General features: G+C 61.8%; 14 protein-coding genes. 5 read left to right on the forward strand and 9 right to left on the reverse strand.

From position 1 onward, the window contains the following. Positions 1–47: 47 nt before the first annotated feature. The gene (locus tag NKI67_RS16055; RefSeq protein ID WP_352569769.1) at positions 48–1,031 is read right to left on the reverse strand and encodes a bifunctional riboflavin kinase/FAD synthetase; all 984 of its coding nucleotides are present in this window, start codon (positions 1,029–1,031) and stop codon (positions 48–50) included. A gap of 9 nt (positions 1,032–1,040) precedes the next feature. Continuing rightward, entirely contained in the window at positions 1,041–1,901 is an 861-nt protein-coding gene (locus tag NKI67_RS16060; RefSeq protein WP_023674338.1) for a TIGR01459 family HAD-type hydrolase, read from the reverse strand. Between the two features lie 331 nt (positions 1,902–2,232). Between NKI67_RS16060 and NKI67_RS16065 the strand changes: the two genes are divergently transcribed. After that, positions 2,233–4,188 carry a pilus assembly protein TadG-related protein gene (locus tag NKI67_RS16065; RefSeq protein ID WP_352646023.1) on the forward strand — a complete coding sequence of 652 codons (1,956 nt, stop codon included), beginning with the start codon at positions 2,233–2,235 and terminating at the stop codon, positions 4,186–4,188. 119 nt (positions 4,189–4,307) lie between these two features. After that, the gene (locus NKI67_RS16070) at positions 4,308–4,940 is read left to right on the forward strand and encodes a LysE family translocator (RefSeq protein WP_023674336.1); all 633 of its coding nucleotides are present in this window, start codon (positions 4,308–4,310) and stop codon (positions 4,938–4,940) included. A 6-nt stretch (positions 4,941–4,946) separates the two neighbouring features. On the opposite strand, the gene NKI67_RS16075 is transcribed toward NKI67_RS16070, so the two are convergent. Both NKI67_RS16075 and NKI67_RS16080 read right to left on the reverse strand, forming a co-directional pair. Next, on the reverse strand, positions 4,947–5,771 hold the full coding sequence (locus tag NKI67_RS16075; protein WP_352645950.1) for a DUF2189 domain-containing protein: 825 nt from the start codon (positions 5,769–5,771) through the stop codon (positions 4,947–4,949). A gap of 143 nt (positions 5,772–5,914) precedes the next feature. Continuing rightward, positions 5,915–6,619: a glutathione S-transferase family protein gene (locus NKI67_RS16080; protein ID WP_352593002.1), complete on the reverse strand. Its 705-nt coding sequence runs from the start codon at positions 6,617–6,619 to the stop codon at positions 5,915–5,917. A gap of 105 nt (positions 6,620–6,724) precedes the next feature. Here NKI67_RS16080 and NKI67_RS16085 point away from each other — a divergent pair, with 105 nt between their 5' ends. Continuing rightward, positions 6,725–7,090, forward strand: a complete 366-nt coding sequence (locus NKI67_RS16085; RefSeq protein WP_023674333.1) for a winged helix-turn-helix transcriptional regulator — start codon at positions 6,725–6,727, stop codon at positions 7,088–7,090. A 276-nt stretch (positions 7,091–7,366) separates the two neighbouring features. Here NKI67_RS16085 and NKI67_RS16090 read toward each other — a convergent pair whose 3' ends face one another. Next, a complete protein-coding gene (locus tag NKI67_RS16090; RefSeq protein ID WP_352645952.1) occupies positions 7,367–7,816 on the reverse strand; it encodes an SgcJ/EcaC family oxidoreductase in 450 nt (149 codons plus the stop codon). 62 nt (positions 7,817–7,878) lie between these two features. On the opposite strand from NKI67_RS16090, the gene NKI67_RS16095 reads away from it, so the two are divergent. Both NKI67_RS16095 and NKI67_RS16100 read left to right on the forward strand, forming a co-directional pair. After that, positions 7,879–8,373 carry a MarR family winged helix-turn-helix transcriptional regulator gene (locus tag NKI67_RS16095; protein ID WP_051406070.1) on the forward strand — a complete coding sequence of 165 codons (495 nt, stop codon included), beginning with the start codon at positions 7,879–7,881 and terminating at the stop codon, positions 8,371–8,373. Positions 8,374–8,568: 195 nt separating this feature from the next. Continuing rightward, positions 8,569–9,084: a CAP domain-containing protein gene (locus NKI67_RS16100; protein ID WP_023674330.1), complete on the forward strand. Its 516-nt coding sequence runs from the start codon at positions 8,569–8,571 to the stop codon at positions 9,082–9,084. Positions 9,085–9,127: 43 nt separating this feature from the next. Here the strand turns inward: NKI67_RS16100 and NKI67_RS16105 are convergent, their stop codons facing one another. The 4 genes from NKI67_RS16105 to NKI67_RS16120 all read right to left on the reverse strand — a co-directional run bounded on the left by NKI67_RS16105 (position 9,128) and on the right by NKI67_RS16120 (position 15,483). Continuing rightward, complete coding sequence (locus tag NKI67_RS16105) at positions 9,128–11,815, reverse strand: EAL domain-containing protein (RefSeq protein WP_352645954.1); 2,688 nt, start codon at positions 11,813–11,815, stop codon at positions 9,128–9,130. Between the two features lie 173 nt (positions 11,816–11,988). Then, the gene (locus NKI67_RS16110; protein WP_352517860.1) at positions 11,989–13,524 is read right to left on the reverse strand and encodes a DHA2 family efflux MFS transporter permease subunit; all 1,536 of its coding nucleotides are present in this window, start codon (positions 13,522–13,524) and stop codon (positions 11,989–11,991) included. A gap of 304 nt (positions 13,525–13,828) precedes the next feature. Continuing rightward, positions 13,829–15,007 (reverse strand): HlyD family secretion protein, encoded by a 1,179-nt coding sequence (locus tag NKI67_RS16115; RefSeq protein WP_352453709.1) that lies wholly within the window; start codon positions 15,005–15,007, stop codon positions 13,829–13,831. Further along, positions 15,004–15,483 (reverse strand): MarR family winged helix-turn-helix transcriptional regulator, encoded by a 480-nt coding sequence (locus tag NKI67_RS16120; protein WP_352646025.1) that lies wholly within the window; start codon positions 15,481–15,483, stop codon positions 15,004–15,006. The genes NKI67_RS16115 and NKI67_RS16120 overlap by 4 nt, the downstream gene beginning before the upstream one ends. Positions 15,484–15,521: the final 38 nt, after the last annotated feature.

The following is a 15,521-nucleotide window of genomic DNA, read 5'->3' on the forward strand; positions in this document are numbered from 1 at the left end:
CCGGATCCCACTTTTTGCTTCGCTGACCTTCGGTTCGGGACCATGCTCTAAAAAGCTATGGCCGCGTCCAGCCCGGAAAGCGGCCTGACGCCGGCGAGCAGTGCCTTCGCCTCGGCCTCGTCGCGCTTCATCTGGGCGACCAGCGCGTCAAGCCCGTCGAACTTCACCTCCGAGCGCAGGTAGCCGAAGAAGGACACGGCACAAATCTCGCCGTAGAGGTCGCCGGAAAAGTCGAAGACGAAGGTCTCCAGCAATGGCGCGCCATTGTCGTCGACCGTCGGCCGGCGGCCGAAGCTGGCGACGCCATCGTGTAGCGAACCGTCGGCGCGGCGGAAGCGGACGGCATAAATCCCTTCATTGAGGGTGACTTCCGGCGAAAGCCTCATGTTTGCGGTCGGAAAGCCGAGTGTCCGGCCGAGCTGCTGGCCGCCGATCACCTCCGCCTCGACGGTGAAACGGTAGCCGAGCAAGCCGGCGGCCTCGGCCACATTGCCCTCGCACAGCAGCGTGCGTATGCGGCTCGACGACACCACCTCGGCGCTTTCGTCGCGAAACGCATCCACCAGCGTGACGCCGAAGCCGTGGCGCTCGCCGGCAGCCATCAGATAGGCCGGACCGCCCTGGCGGTCCTTGCCGAAATGGAAATCGAAGCCGGTGACGGCGTGGCTTATGCCGAGGTTGCGCTCGAGCACGCCGGTGACGAAAGCCTCCGCCGACAAGGAGGCGAACTCGCGTGTGAACGGCTGTTCGACCAGCGCCGCAAAGCCCAGATGCGACAACAGCCGCGCCTTCATCGGCGGCGGCGTCAGCACGAACAACGGCATGTCCGGCCTAAACACCTTTCGCGGATGCGGTACGAAGGTCAGCACCAGGGCGGGTACGCCGCGACGCTCCGCTTCGGCGCGCGCGCGTTCGAGCACCGCCTGGTGGCCGCGGTGGACGCCGTCGAAATTGCCGATAGCCACCACGCCGCCGCGCAGATGGGCCGGCAGCGGTGCGGTTGCGGAAATGCGTTCGAACATGGCCGTCATGGCTTGAACCTATTGCAGCCTGGGAATCACCGCGACCGGCCTGTAGCCATATTTTTCCAGGAAGGCCGCGAGCCTGGCCGGATCCGGCTGCAGCGTCTCACCGTAATCGCGGGCATGGATGCCGCCCGATACGTAGAGCACGTCGAAGCCATTGTCGGCCGCGCCCTTGATGTCGGTCATCATGCCGTCGCCGATGGCCAGAACTTGCGAACGCTCGACCCGGCGGCCGAGAATGACGGCGATCTCCTTCATGGCGACGTCATAGACCGGCGCGTAGGGTTTGCCGGCGATCAGCGTGCGTCCGCCAAGCTGTGCGTATTCGCGGGCCAAAGCGCCTGCGCACCAGATCATGCGTTCGCCGCGCTCGACGACGATGTCGGGATTGGCGCAAATGAAGGGCAGGTTCCTGGCACGCAGCCTCTGCAGAAGATCGGCATAATCTTCCGGCTTCTCCACCTCGTCGTCGAACAGGCCGGTGCAGACCACGCCGGATGCTTCGAACTCCTCGACGAGTTCGACGTCGAGGCCCTCATAGAGCGTGAAATCCCGATCGGCGCCTATGTGGAAGATCTTTCGCGGCCCTTCGGCGATCAGGTCGCGGGTAACGTCGCCGGACGTCACGACACGGTCGTAGGCGGCGGGCGGAACGCCGATGGCGTTCATCTGTGCCACCACGTCGGCGCTGCGACGCGGCGAATTGGTGATCAGCACGACAGGTATTTTCGCCGCGCGAGCAGCGATCAGCGCGGCAGCCGCCGCCGGGAAATGCCATTCGCCATTGTGCACCACGCCCCAGACGTCGCACAGGATGGCTGAATAGGCTCCCGACAGGTCTGCGAGCGAACCGATGATGTCGGGCGAATCCGCCATGCCGTTGTCCCTGTACCATGATGCTTGCAAGCGCCGCGACCGACGGTCCGTAGCGGCCGGCCCGGATTAACCGAAGCGCTTCGCTCTGTCACCAGCTTTCGTTGTGCCCGCAAGATTGCCGCCCGGGGACGCCGGCGAGGACGTGATGGCGAAAGCCTTCTTTTTCAGAGCCTTATGGGGCTTTGCCGCGGAGCAGCATTGCCGATTGCGGACGTGTGGTTAACGGGCATTGAAAAACCGTGCCGACCTTGAACGTATTTTAGCAATCGGAAATTTAAAAATGCGTGGCATCGTCCGGAAAAAAACAGGGCGGGCGGGAATGCTGAAGGCAATGATCGGAAATTTCCGACGCGACAGACGTGGCAACTACTCCTTAATGACCGCAATCACCATTGTACCGCTGATGGGCGGGTTGGCGCTCGGTGTCGATTACGGGGAGTTGCTGCGCCAAAAGCACGAAACGCTGAACGCACTTGATGCGGCCGGCCTCGCCGCCGCCCAGCAGATCGTTGCCGGCGCCAGCGACGACGACGTCAAGGCCTACGCCAAGACATTTTTCGAAACCAATCTCGCACGTATCGACCCGGCGAACACAGCGCTGACCGTCACGCTGCCCAACAACAATGCCGGCGGCGGCACCTTGAAGCTCTGCGCCGGCCTCACCTTCCACCCCTATTTTCTACCGGCCGCCAGCCTGCTGATCGGCGGCACGGCAAGCGACACGACCTTCACCGAATGTTCGGAACTCCGCCTCAAGAACACCCTCGAAGTCGCGCTTGTGCTGGATAATTCCGGCTCGATGAGCGATCTCGGCTCCGGCACCGGCGAGAAGCGAATAGACCTGCTGAAGTCGGCCGCCAAGCAGCTTGTCGATACGCTGGCGCTTCAGGCGCAGCAGATGAAGCAGATCACCAAACCGGTGCAGTTTTCTCTCGTGCCGTTTGCGGCCTCGGTCAATGTCGGCCCTACCCACGACCAGGACAGCTGGATGGATCAGGACGGCATCTCCCCGATCCAGCACGAGGATTTCGACTGGACGACGATGAGTGCCGCCAACAATCCGGACAAATATGCCGAGAAGCTCAACGGCGTCTGGTACAAGCGCGGCACCGGCTGGGGCGAGACCAAGGACCAGCCGCTGACGCGTTTCAGCCTCTACGCCGACATGACGGTCGAATCGGGCCGCGAAGAGGTACCCAATTCGAAGCAATATGTCTGCGACACATACAAGAAGAACGGCACCTGCCAGTACGGCCACTGGAGCGCACCGGAATATATCTACACCACAAGCCGCTATGCGAGCTGGCAAGGTTGCGTCGAAGCACGGCCATATCCCTACAATGTCGACGACACCACGCCCGATACAGCCGCGCCGGCCACGCTTTTCGTGCCGATGTTCGCCCCGGATGAGGCTGGCACTCTGTGGCTCGATTTCAACCGTGACGGCATCAACGACGTCATCGGCACGTCCTACAATTACGGTAACAACTGGTGGGCCGATTGGCCCTATGTCGCCGGTCCTACGGCTTCCCAGCGCCAGTCTGACATGCGCAAATATTTCCTGGTAAAACCATACGGTTCGCAATCCGCAGCCGCGGGCGATGGGCCGAATTCCTCCTGCACCACCAACCCCATCACGCCGTTGAAGGACGTCAGCCAGGACGCAGAGAAGCAGGAGATCAAGGACGCCATCGACGCCATGGCGCCGAACGGCAACACCAACGTGCCGGAGGGCCTTGCCTGGGGCTGGCGAACTGTATCGAGCAACCCACCGTTCACCGATGGTCGGCCGAACAGCGAGAGGGGCAACGACAAGGTGGTCGTGGTGCTGACCGACGGAGCCAATACTTATAGTGCCGTCAGCGACGGCAGCTACGCCAACAACAGGTCGACCTACGCCGCCTACGGCTACACTGGGCTGACCTATCCGGGATCTGGAAGCGTAACCCGCCTGTTCATGAATACCAGCACCGATATCGGCAAGACCACCTATACCGGTGCCAACTACACGGCAGCACTCGACGAGCAGATGAAAACGCTCTGCGCCAATGCAAAGAATTCGAACGTTCTGGTGATGACGGTGGCGCTCGACCTGTCGCCCACAGATGCCAGCGACAAGAAGGCAATCGATGCGCTGAAGGCGTGTTCGTCGGATTCGCGCTTCCGCAAGGATTCGGCCGACCCGAGCAAGCCTGCCAAGCTGTTCTGGAATGCAACCGGCGCGACGCTGTCCGACAATTTCAAGGAAATCGCCAACGAATTGTCGAACCTGCGCATCGTCGGCTGAAGGCGATGGGATTGGCAACTAAGGCAGGGGGCCCGGCGCGCTGGCGCAAAGGCTCCTGCCGTCATGCCCTTGCGGGTGATGGAAGCATGTGGTGAGTGTCCCCACCCGGAGATGCGCTCTTGCCTGAACCCGCCAACCACCTTGCCTTCGCGCTGGTCTGCCTCGGCATGGTGCTGACGCCCGGCCCGAACATGATCTATCTAATCTCGCGCTCGCTGTCGCAAGGGCCGAAGGCCGGGCTGATCTCGCTGGGCGGTGTGGCGCTCGGTTTTTTGTTCTACGTGCTGTCGGCGGCGTTCGGCATCACCGCGCTGCTGCTCGCCGTGCCCTTTGCCTATGATGTGCTGCGCCTTGCCGGCGCGCTTTATTTGCTGTGGCTCGCCTGGCAAGCGGTGAAGCCCGGCGGGCGCTCGCCCTTCCAGATCCGCGAACTGCCGAAAGACAGGCCGCGCAAGCTGTTCGCCATGGGCCTGATGACCAACCTGCTCAACCCGAAGGTGGCAGTGCTCTATCTGTCGCTGCTGCCGCAATTCATCAGCCCCGGCAAGGGCCACGTGCTGTCGCAGCTTCTGGTGCTCGGTGCCACGCAGGTCGCGATCAGCCTGACCGTCAACGCCATCATCGCGGTGACGGCCGGCTCGATCGCCATCTTCCTCGCCGGGCGGCCGCTATGGCTGGTGATCCAGCGCTGGATGATGGGCACGGTGCTGACCGCGCTGGCCGTCAAGATGGCAACCGACGCGCAACGCTGATCGGTCCTACATCGGCCGCCTGACCTGCTGTGCCCGCTCCGGTTCGACCACCCTGCGGTAGAGATGCCAGGTCGCGTGGCCAAGGATGGGCATGACGACGGCAAGCCCGGCAAATAGCGGGATCGAGCCGATGACCAGGAGCACGGCGACCATCAGGCCCCACAGCGCCATCTGCAACGGGTTTGTCATAACTGCCCTTGCCGACGTCTCGACTGCCGAGACCGCGCCGACATCGCGGTCGAGCAGCAGCGGAAAGGCGACGACAGTCGTCGCCAGCACGATCGCGGCGAAGGCGAACCCAGCCAGGTTGCCGAGCAGGATCAGTGTCCAGCCCTTGCTGGTCGTCAGCACTTCGCGAATAAAGCCGACGATAGCGGCCGGAGGCTGATTGCCGTACAGGCTGGTGTAGATCGATTGCGCGGTGAACAGCCAGAGCAGGAACAGTACCACCAGCATGATACCGATGACTGCAATCGCGGGCAGCGCCGGCGAGTGGCGCACGTCGAGCGCATGCCACCAGGATGTATCCATGCCGAACTCGCGCCGGCGGCTGATCTCGTAAAGGCCGATAGCGGCGAACGGACCGACCAAAGCGAAGCCGGACATCAGCGGATAGATGAGCTGGATGGCGTTCGAGCCCGAGGTCCATTGCGTCAGGATCAGGCCGACCACCGGATAGATCAGGCACAGGAACACATAATGCGAGGGCTTGGCCCAGAAATCCTCTACGCCGAGACGGAGCGCATCGATCAGATCCTCGGTGCTGATGCGGCGCACCGTGGGCTGTACATGCATTCCACGTGCGTCCGCCATGACATGAAAGCCGGCCATAACCTTTCTCCCGTGTGTCGGGGCGGTCACCGCCAGGATGGCCGCCCGCAGCTGCCACTTCAAGAACGCCCGTATGATAGCGGATCTCGGTGTGCTTGTCGCCACCGCCCGGCGCCGGGGCGCCGGGCGGCTGAACGAACGGATTAGGCCGCGAAGCGATCGATCACCTCGGCCAGCGGCACCTGACCGAGGCAAGCGCCTGACCCGGCGGGCTTTTCGCCAGCCTCGACAGCGAGCGCGTAGCGCACGGCCGGATCGGCTTCGATGCGGCGACGTAGCGCCGCCACCCTGGGATAAGCGGCGCCGTCGACCGCCTGGTGGAACTCCGCCCAGCGCGCCACGCCGATCAGCGTGGTATCGGCAAGCGTCAGCCGGTCGCCGACCAGGAAATCCGTGTCGAGGATCATCGCCTCGAGCTGGTCATGGCGGTTGGTAACGACCTTGCGGCCAAAGTCACGCAAGGTCGCCAGCAGCACCGGTTCGGCCGGCTCCATTTCATAAGCAGCCCAGAGCGGGGTGAAAGCGGCGGTGAAACCGGTGTTCACGAAAGCCATCAGCTGGTGCATCCGGTCGGCTTCCGGCGAGCGAGACTCAAAGCTGATACGACGTTGCGTATCGCGAGCTTCGAGCCAGGCGGCAATCGCCATGGTCTCGGTGAGCACCCTGCCCTCGTCCGTGATCAACACCGGCGTTTCCTGGCGGCCGTTGATACTGGCATAGGCGTCGTTCTTCATCTCAGCGAGCATGTCGACACGACACAGGCGGTAGGGCTGTCCGAGGCGTTCAAAAGCAGCGACAAGCCCCATCGAACTTCCCAGCGGGAAGCCGTAAAGGAGAATAGGTTCCATTTCTTTCTCTCTTCCATGTTAGGGGTCACGCTGCGCAGCGAAACTTGACCCTAAACGCTGGTCGCCCCATGTAAATTACGCACTATTCTGTAACCAGGTCCCGCCATGAAAGATGTCGTCTCACGCTGCCCGATCGAGGAGACCATGCGTGTGCTCAGCGGTCGCTGGCCCACCTTGCTGCTCTATTATCTCAAGGACGGTACCAAGCGCTTCAGCGACCTGAGGCGTGACAATCCGACAGTGTCGCACCGCATCCTGGCGCTCGAACTACGCAAGCTGGAGGAAGCCGGGATTGTGCGGCGAACAGCGCATGCCGGCTATCCGCTACACGTGGATTACGACCTGACGGAGCCCGGTCTCAAGCTTGTGCCGCTCATCGACGCCCTGGGCGATTGGTGGGAAGATACCGAGGACGATCGGGCCAGCCGGGCTACATCGACGCCGGAAACCAAACTCGTGGCGGCGGAATAGCCGACCGGCGATCACCGCGCCGCCAAGAACTGCCGGCGAGAGCCCAGCGCTCCAAGCCGTTCATACATTAGATCCCGCAAGACCAAGGCGACCGGCTATGAGGCGCGCCATTGTGGTCGGCCAAACCGGACAAGGCACGGGCCATCCAGCACCAACTCCTGTAGCATAGCTCGCCAATCCCGATCACCTGACCCGCCGTTCGATCTCATTGCCCGATCAGATCGGCTTGACTATGCTGGATGGCTGTCGCTTTCGATTCTGACGTGAATGAAGAGCCTACTTATCCTCTTGAAGTTTCTCCTGAGACTTTGCCATTTGATCGTCCCCAAGTTCCATATTGTGCATCGTTGCAATCAACCATTCATCATGATCCCGCGTCGCCACTACGCTGATTAATCCGCGCCGACGCGGCCCTTCGTTTCCCATCGGATCGAGCGCGCCAGTCATGGACCACCGCAGGTCGAGCGTGGCAACATCAGGGCGAACAAGCCTGTTCCGCACGCTTTCGGCGGATAGGTGGCTGTGCTTGAACATCTTCTCAAAAATTGGGGCATGGAACTGCTCGATCTTGTCACGTCCAGTCGCCTGCATACCGAAGACGTTTGTAAATTCGGCATCTGCCGCGAATACGGCGGCAAAGGCGCGAGCATCGTGACGATTCCAAGCTTCGATCAGCCTGTGCGCGACACTTTCCACCCCTTCAGTTCGGACGTTGCCGGTAGCCATGCTGACCTCCTGCCATATAGTTCGGTTGCCATACTATATGGGCACCATATAAGTTTGGAAAGATGGATAATCAGCCATACACGCAGTCTCTGCTTCTCTATGCTTATCAATCGTCGGCGAGCGCTTTGGTCCAGGTTCTCCGGGAGAGCGGCCATTCGGCAATCAAGCCCAAACACGGCGCTGTATTCGCCAACATCGACGCGGAGGGAACCCGACCCAGCGTCCTCGCAGAGCGTGCGGGCATTGGCAAAGCATCGATGGGTGAGTTGATCGATGAACTGGAGCGCCTCGGTTATGTTCGGCGCTCGCATGATCCGAACGACCGACGGGCCAAATTAATCGTTGCAACTAACGCGGCGCTTGCGGTGATCCGGACCGTCCACGATTTCAATCAGCGTCTCGAAGACCAATACCGGAGGCTGCTTGGTGCTCAGGCGTACGAATCGCTCCGGTCGTCACTGCAAGCGATATCCCCCAGAGAAAATTTGCAACCGAGGATACCTCGCCAGCGCTCGTCAAGCCGCAAAGATGGGGCAAAAGAAACTCTCGGTCCGTGAATGCCTGACTGGGTATCGAGCCCCTGGGCGTATCGAGCCCGAACAGCCGCCTGGGCGAATGCCGCCATCCGAGCAAGCCTGTTTCGATTGAGCAGTGAAATCAATCTGACACAGTGCCATCACGTCGAAACCATCATCACGCATTTTCACCGCCCTGCCCGGCAAAAGCCATGATCGCGGTTATGTCAGGCGGGCATGACCGTTACGAAAATCGAAAATTATGAGGCCCAACCAAGCCTAAGCAGGCGCGTGCTGCTCAGAGCTGCCGGCCTTGGCGCCCTTGCCGGGCTCGTCGCCTGCGCCACCGTGCTGCCCACCGGCGAAGGCGCCGGTGTCTCTGCCTCCGCCGCTGGCACGCTGGCCGGCATCCGCGCTTCGGCGGGTCTCGGGCCGCTTGTCCCCGATGCGCCGCTCGAGCAGGCGGCGCTGCAGCAGGCCGGCTATATGGCGCGCGGCGGCCGAATGAACCACACCACCGGCTGGGGCAAGGACTTTGCCTCGCGCGTCAAAGACAATGGCATTGCCGGCGCTGCCGCCGAAAACATCGCCGAAGGCCGCTTCGACCAGCAGAAGCTGTTTGATATCTGGGTGCATTCGCCAGGCCACCGCCGCAACATGCTCGACCCGCGCTTCACCCGCTTCGGCCTCGCCTATGTGCGCGACGGCCGCGACAGCACGCTTCGCTACTGGTGCCTTGTGCTCGGCAGATAACTTCCGCCATTTGGTCGGCAGAAGCCTGCTGGCGACCGATCCGTCAGTCTTTGCGGCCGCCGCCGAGCAATTCCTCGACGTCCTGCGCACAAATCGGCCTGCTGAAATGATAGCCCTGCATTTCGTCGCAATTGTTTCTGCGCAGGAAAGCCACCTGATCATCTGTCTCAACGCCCTCGGCGATGACCCTCAGGTTGAGATTTTGCCCCAATGAAATCACCGCGCTGGCCACAGCCTGATCGTTCTCGTCGGCGGCGAGATCCTTGATGAAGGACTTGTCGATCTTCAGCCGCGCCACGGGAAAGGTCTTGAGTGCGCTGAGGCTGGAATAGCCGGTGCCAAAATCATCGATCGAGATCTGGACACCCAGGCTTTGCAGGGCGTTCATGGTGGCGACCGCCAGCTCGATATCCTGCATGATAAGGCTCTCGGTCACCTCCAGCTCGAGATACCTGGCCTCCAGGCCGCTGTCCTTCAGCGCGCTGACGATGCGATCGATCAGGTTGCGCTCCCTGAATTGCCGCGCCGACACATTCACGCAAACGGTCAAGGGCGGCAGTCCTGCGTCTTGCCAGGCTTTGTTCTGCCGGCACGCCTCATGCAGAACCCAGTCGCCGATCGATACGATCAGACCTGTCTCCTCGGCGGTCGGGATGAACATCGTCGGCATTACCGTGCCAAGCGTTGGGTGGTTCCAGCGTATCAGCGCCTCGACCGCAAAAACCCGACCTGACCGAAGGTCCACCTGCGGTTGGTAGAGCAGCGTGAATTCCGAACGCGCCAAGGCGTTTCGCAACTCTTCCTGAAGCACGAATTTTTCATGCGCCCTGGTGTTGAACTCCGGAGCGTAAAACTGGAAATTATCGCGGCCGAACTCCTTGGCGCGATACATGGCCGCATCGGCATTTGCCAGCAGCGTATCGGGATCCGTTCCATCCTTGGGATAGTTGGCAATGCCGATACTGGCCGTCGCCCGCACAAGATGCGCTCCGAGCCGAACCGGCTCGGCGAGTGCAGCCCTGAGCTTTTGCAAGGTCTCGGAAACGAGATCGACGTTCGCCGGCTGGTCGAAAAGCACGACGACGAATTCGTCGCCGCCAAGTCGCACGACGGTATCGGTCGCCCGGACGCAGTCGACCATGCGACTTGCGACGATTTTCAGGAGCTCGTCGCCGGCATTGTGGCCGAGCGTGTCGTTGACGAATTTGAAATTGTCCAGATCGATGAACACCACCGTCACCCAGCGATCGTATCGCTGGGCGTACAAGACCGCCTGTGAAAGCCGGTCCTCCAACAAGGCGCGATTGGGAAGCCCGGTCAGCACGTCATGATTGGCCATGAAGTGGATCCGGTCTTCGGCCTGTTTGCGTTCGATGGCGATTCCGGCGATGCGCGTGGTGAAATCGATGAGGCGAGTCTCGGCCTCGGTCGGTTCGCGCACCGTCATAGAATACATCGCAAAAACGCCGAGCACGGCGCCCTGATGCGACAGGATCGGCGTCGACCAGCATGAACGTAAACCGTGTGGTCGCGCGAGTTCGCGATAGTCCTGCCAAAGCGGATCCTGCATGATGTCAGCGACAATCACCGGCTCGCGCCGATAGACTGCGGTACCGCAAGACCCTGCCCTTGGGCCTACCGCGGCGCCGTCGACGGCGTCGGTGTAGTCTCTCGCCAGGCTCGGCGCGGCGGCGTGGCGCAAGTGGCTGCCATCCTTGTCGAGCAGCAAGACCGAACCGAATATCCCCGCCAGTTGGGACTCGACCAGACGCATGAGCCGCTCGAGCACGTCTTCGAGGGGAGCGCTCTTTGCGATCATCTCGAGGATATGCGCCTGCCCGTCGCGAAGAATTTCGGCCTGCTTGCGCGCAGTGATGTCGCGGGCAATGCCGACGAGGCCGAAAATGTTGTTCTGAACGTTGCGCAACGGCAGTTTCGTAGACAGGAACCATTTGCCGGTGCCTGACGCATCGACGACGAACTCCTCCTCGTCGATCATCGGCTGTCCGTCGCGCATCAGTTGCTGCTCGATGAGGCGAAATTTCTGCGCAAGATCCGGCGCGTGAAGGTCGAAGTCGCTCAGACCGATCATGTCGCTCGTGCTGTCTCGACCGCTGTCGGACGCAATGGCTCGGTTGGCGACGACGAAGCGGCTTTCGGTGTCCTTCACCCACATGTAGTCAGGCACCAGGTCGATCAGCGTCTGCAAGGAGATACGCTCGTCGACGACCAAGCGGTTGGCGCTGAGCTCGCTGATGTCCTCATGCGTGGCCACCCAGCCGCCGTCAGGCATCGGCTGATGGCAGACCTGAATTGTCCGGCCATCGGCGAGCTCCGCTGTCCAGTTCCCCGAAGCCGTGCCCGAATTGACTGCCCGGGCCAACGCCAGATAAGCGTCCGCATTCATTGCCGAGGTTCCGACAGCGACGCGCCGCTCGACGATTTCGCGCAGCGCCGCACCCGGCTGCAATTGCTCCGGTGCAAGGCGATAGATTTCCGCATAGCGTCGATTGCACAGGATCAGCCGTTCATCGGCATCAAAGAAACAGATGCCTTGCGAGATGTTCTCTATCGCGGTCTGGAACCGCAGTGCCTGGTCCTGAAGTGCCGCAATCGTGGCGCGAAGCTCGCGCTCGAGGGCCTCATATGAGGCAGTCGCCAGTTGTGCCAGCGTCGTCAAATTTGCGGATTCGGGCGCGTCGGCGGTTTGCCTGGATGACTTCGTGGCCAAACACAATTCCTCCCGCTGATGCTTGAGGCAGGCAAAGGAGGCTCGCCTTCAACCCAAAAGCGACTGCATATTGGTCCGGATATACTAATGGCAGGTGAACCTGGCTCAACGCCGACGCTACCGGCACAGGCAACGGAAGCCGTGAGCCGGTCGCGGTGCCGGAGCCGTGAGACTTAGTCCATATGCGCGGCAGGCGCGCCACCGGCGGGCGGCGCAGCCTTTGGCTTGCGCAGCAGGAAAACAAAGGGGACAGCAAGCAGTGTCATCATCATCAGCAGCTTGAAGTCATTGACGTAGGAGATCATCATCGCCTGGATATTGACCATGCGATCCATCAGCGACAGCGCCGTCGGATCGCCGCCCGCCGCTGCCGGCGATGCCGCCCAGAGGTTGGGATTGAACGGATTGATATAGGCCGAGAGCTCGGCGTGGTTGATCTGCGTGTTGCGTACCAGCAGAACCGTCACCACCGATACGCCGATCGACGAGCCAAGATTGCGCACCAGGCTGAACAGCGCCGTTGCATCGGTGCGGAAGCGTGCGTCGAGCGTGGCGAAAGCCACGGTGGACAGCGGCACGAACACCATTCCCATTCCAAGGCCCTGGATCACGCCGGAACTGAGGATAAGCCAGTTGTCCATCTGCGGCGAAAAGCTCGACATCGTGTAGAGCGATTGCGCGGTCAGCAGGAAGCCGATGACGACGAGGATCCTGGCATCGATCCTGTGCATGATCCGCCCGACGAACAGCATCGCGATCATCGTGCCGACACCGCGCGGCCCCAGGACGATGCCTATGGTGAGGGTCGGATAACCGAAGATGGTCGACAGCATTGGCGGCAGCAGCGACATGCTCGCCAGGATGAGCACGCCCATGACAAAGATGAACGCCAGCCCGGTGACGAAATTGCGATCGAGGAAGATCTTGGGGTCGATAAAGGGGTGCTCCGCCGTCAACGTATGTATGGTGAATACCCAGAAGCCGGTGATGGAAAGACCAAGCTCGATCCATATCTCGATCGAGGAAAACCAGTCGACCTCGCCGCCGCGATCGAGCATCAGCTGCAGCGCGCCGACACCGAGCGAGAGCATGGTGAAGCCGAAGAAATCGAAGCTGCGCACCCGACGGGCGACGCTGGGAAGATATGCGGCCATGCCAAGGAAGGCGATGATGCCGACCGGCAGGTTGATGAAGAACACCCAGCGCCAGTTGAAATTCTCGGTCAGCCAGCCACCCAGCGTCGGGCCAAGGATTGGTCCCAGCATGATGCCCGCGCCCCAGATAGCCATGGCCTGGCCGTGGCGTTCCCTGGGGTTGATGTCGAGCAGGAAGGTCTGCGACAGCGGCACGATGGCCGCGCCGAACACGCCTTGCATGAGCCGGAACAAAACGATGGTCTCAAGGCTCCAGGCGATGCCGCACAGCATTGAAAAGACGGTGAAACCGACCACGGCCGTCAGGAACAGCTCCTTGCGACCGAAGCGGTCGGCCAGCCAGCCGGTCACCGGCGTCATGATCGCGGCGGCAACGATGTAGGAGGTCAACACCCAGTTGATGTTGTCGGGGGAGGCGCCGAGATCGCCGGTCATGGTCGGCAGCGCAACGTTGGCGATCGTCGTGTCGAGCGCCTGCATGATCGTCGCAAGCATGAGCGCAACTGTGATCAGGCCGCGGTGCGGTACTTCGCGAAAGGGTTCTGGGCTGCTCATGACGTAAAACTTCCAGCAGGTAACAAAAACGTGTACATTAGGTTTCCGGACGGCGAGGCCCCGCTGTAGAGAGACCCTCATCGCGGTGGGACGCGAGCATCGATGTGGGGGTTACATCGACTGAGTGTCTCGACAAAGCGGGCGCCTGCCGCCCGGAAACCTGAGGACCGAAGATCCTGCGCGGCGTTGTCTGCTCAGGCAGGCTACAGCGCAGCCCGTCTACGCATTCAACTTTTCCTGCGCCTCCCTCGGACCAATCCTGCATCCATCTCGCTGTTTGCTATGCGGCCGCTACCAGGCCTCTTTACCTGGCCTCGCCTGCCGTGGCGCGGCGGAAAATGCTCGGCAGCCCGCGGGAAACGCCGGTGTCCACCGTGACGGTCGCGCTCATGCCGGTGCGCAGCGCCGCCTTGGCGTCGGCATCGGTCAATTCCAGGCGGACCGGAATGCGCTGCGTGACCTTGACCCAGTTGCCGGTAGCGTTCTGCGCGGGCAGCAGCGAGAACTCGGCGCCGGTGCCGGCGCCGATCGCCTTGACGGTGGCTTCGAACGTCTTGCCCGGATAAGTATCGACCATGATTTCGGCCTTCTGGCCGGGTTTCATGTTGGTGAGCTGGGTTTCCTTGAAATTGGCGTCGACCCAGGTGTCGCCGGTCTCAACCAGCGAAAACAGCGGCGTGCCCGAACCGACATACTGGCCGACCTTGAACGAAGCGGCCTGGCTGATGATGCCGTCGGCAGGTGCCTTGACCGTAGTCTGGACCAGATCGTAGGCCGCCTTGTCGCGTGCGGCGAGCGCCGCCATTACCGTTGGATGCTTGTCGGTCTCGATGTCGGGATTGCCGCCAAGTGCCGCCTTGGCGCTGACGATCCCTTGCTGGGCCACGGCCAGCTGCTGCTTCGCCTTGTCGAGGTCGTTCTTGGCTTCGTCCAGAGACGACTTGGCGTTGATGCCCTTCTGGGCAAGGTCGGCGGCGCGGTCATATTGCGACTGCGCGTACTGGACCTGGCTTTCGTCGGACTTCTCCTGCGCCAGCGCCTGGCTGTAGGCCGCACGCAACTGCTCGACATTGAGCCGTGCGCCGGCCACCGCCGCGTCGGCCTGGGCCAATGCGATCCGGTAGGGCTCGGGATCGATAGCGAACAACACGTCGCCCTGCTTGACAGACTGGTTGTCGAAAATGTCGACCTGAACGATGCGGCCCGCCGTATCGGCGGCTATCGACACCTTGGCCTGCTGCAGATTGGCGTTCTCGGTCTCCTGATAGCGGCCGCCGGTCACCCAGACATAGCTGCCGCCGGCGATCAACGCAGCGGGCAGCACAAACATCAAAAGGAAGCGGCCGGCACGGCGCTTCTTCTTCGGCGCCACCGGTGCCGGAGCTATCTGCGGAGCGACCGTTACCGGAGCTGCCGCCGGCTTCGCGGGAGCTTCCATCTCCAGCTTGGCCGCATTCTCATCTAGTTTGGCTACCGCGTTCATCCTGCTGCGCCTTCCGTATTCTTCACTTTTTCCGAGGGCGGCGTCTCACCATCTGCAAGATTCTGCACCATTGTCTCCAGCGCCCTGACCAGGACGTGGCGATCTTCCGGCGAAACGCCAACGAGCGATTCCTCATAAACCTCGCCGGCAAGGCTCTTGACGTGGGTGTAGGCCGCGTTGGCCTTGGCGGTCGGGAAAATCATGCGCACTCGCCTGTCGGTTGCGTCGGGACGGCGCTCGATCCAGCCGCCCTCCTCCATGCGATCGACAAGACGCGAGACGCTGATCGGCTCGATTTCGAGAAGCTCGGCAAGCCGCGCCTGCGCGACACCCGCCTCCTTGGCGACACGTACCAGAAGCCGCCATTGCGCCGAAGAAAGGCCGAAACCACTGGCGCGCGCCTCGAAGCGCTTGCGCATCAGGCGCTGCACGTCGTGGATCAAAAAGCCCAATCTGTCGATGCCGTCGGAAACCATGAGCGACATATATAATAAGCGTGCTCATAATTCAAGGA

The sequence above is a fragment of the Mesorhizobium sp. M0408 genome (assembly GCF_040321495.1).
GTDB lineage: Bacteria > Pseudomonadota > Alphaproteobacteria > Rhizobiales > Rhizobiaceae > Mesorhizobium.

Bases quoted from the DNA above. Each gene is read 5' to 3' on its own strand.
- NKI67_RS16075 (WP_352645950.1), bottom strand. From the start codon at position 5,771: ATGGCCGGCTTTCATGTCATGGCGGACGCACGTGGAATGCATGTACAG.
- NKI67_RS16060 (WP_023674338.1), bottom strand. From the start codon at position 1,901: ATGGCGGATTCGCCCGACATCATCGGTTCGCTCGCAGACCTGTCGGGA.
- NKI67_RS16085 (WP_023674333.1), top strand. From the start codon at position 6,725: ATGAAAGATGTCGTCTCACGCTGCCCGATCGAGGAGACCATGCGTGTG.
- NKI67_RS16115 (WP_352453709.1), bottom strand. From the start codon at position 15,007: ATGAACGCGGTAGCCAAACTAGATGAGAATGCGGCCAAGCTGGAGATG.
- NKI67_RS16120 (WP_352646025.1), bottom strand. From the start codon at position 15,483: ATGGTTTCCGACGGCATCGACAGATTGGGCTTTTTGATCCACGACGTG.
- NKI67_RS16065 (WP_352646023.1), top strand. From the start codon at position 2,233: ATGATCGGAAATTTCCGACGCGACAGACGTGGCAACTACTCCTTAATG.
- NKI67_RS16080 (WP_352593002.1), bottom strand. From the start codon at position 6,619: ATGGAACCTATTCTCCTTTACGGCTTCCCGCTGGGAAGTTCGATGGGG.
- NKI67_RS16055 (WP_352569769.1), bottom strand. From the start codon at position 1,031: ATGACGGCCATGTTCGAACGCATTTCCGCAACCGCACCGCTGCCGGCC.
- NKI67_RS16110 (WP_352517860.1), bottom strand. From the start codon at position 13,524: ATGAGCAGCCCAGAACCCTTTCGCGAAGTACCGCACCGCGGCCTGATC.
- NKI67_RS16090 (WP_352645952.1), bottom strand. From the start codon at position 7,816: ATGGCTACCGGCAACGTCCGAACTGAAGGGGTGGAAAGTGTCGCGCAC.
- NKI67_RS16095 (WP_051406070.1), top strand. From the start codon at position 7,879: ATGGATAATCAGCCATACACGCAGTCTCTGCTTCTCTATGCTTATCAA.
- NKI67_RS16100 (WP_023674330.1), top strand. From the start codon at position 8,569: ATGACCGTTACGAAAATCGAAAATTATGAGGCCCAACCAAGCCTAAGC.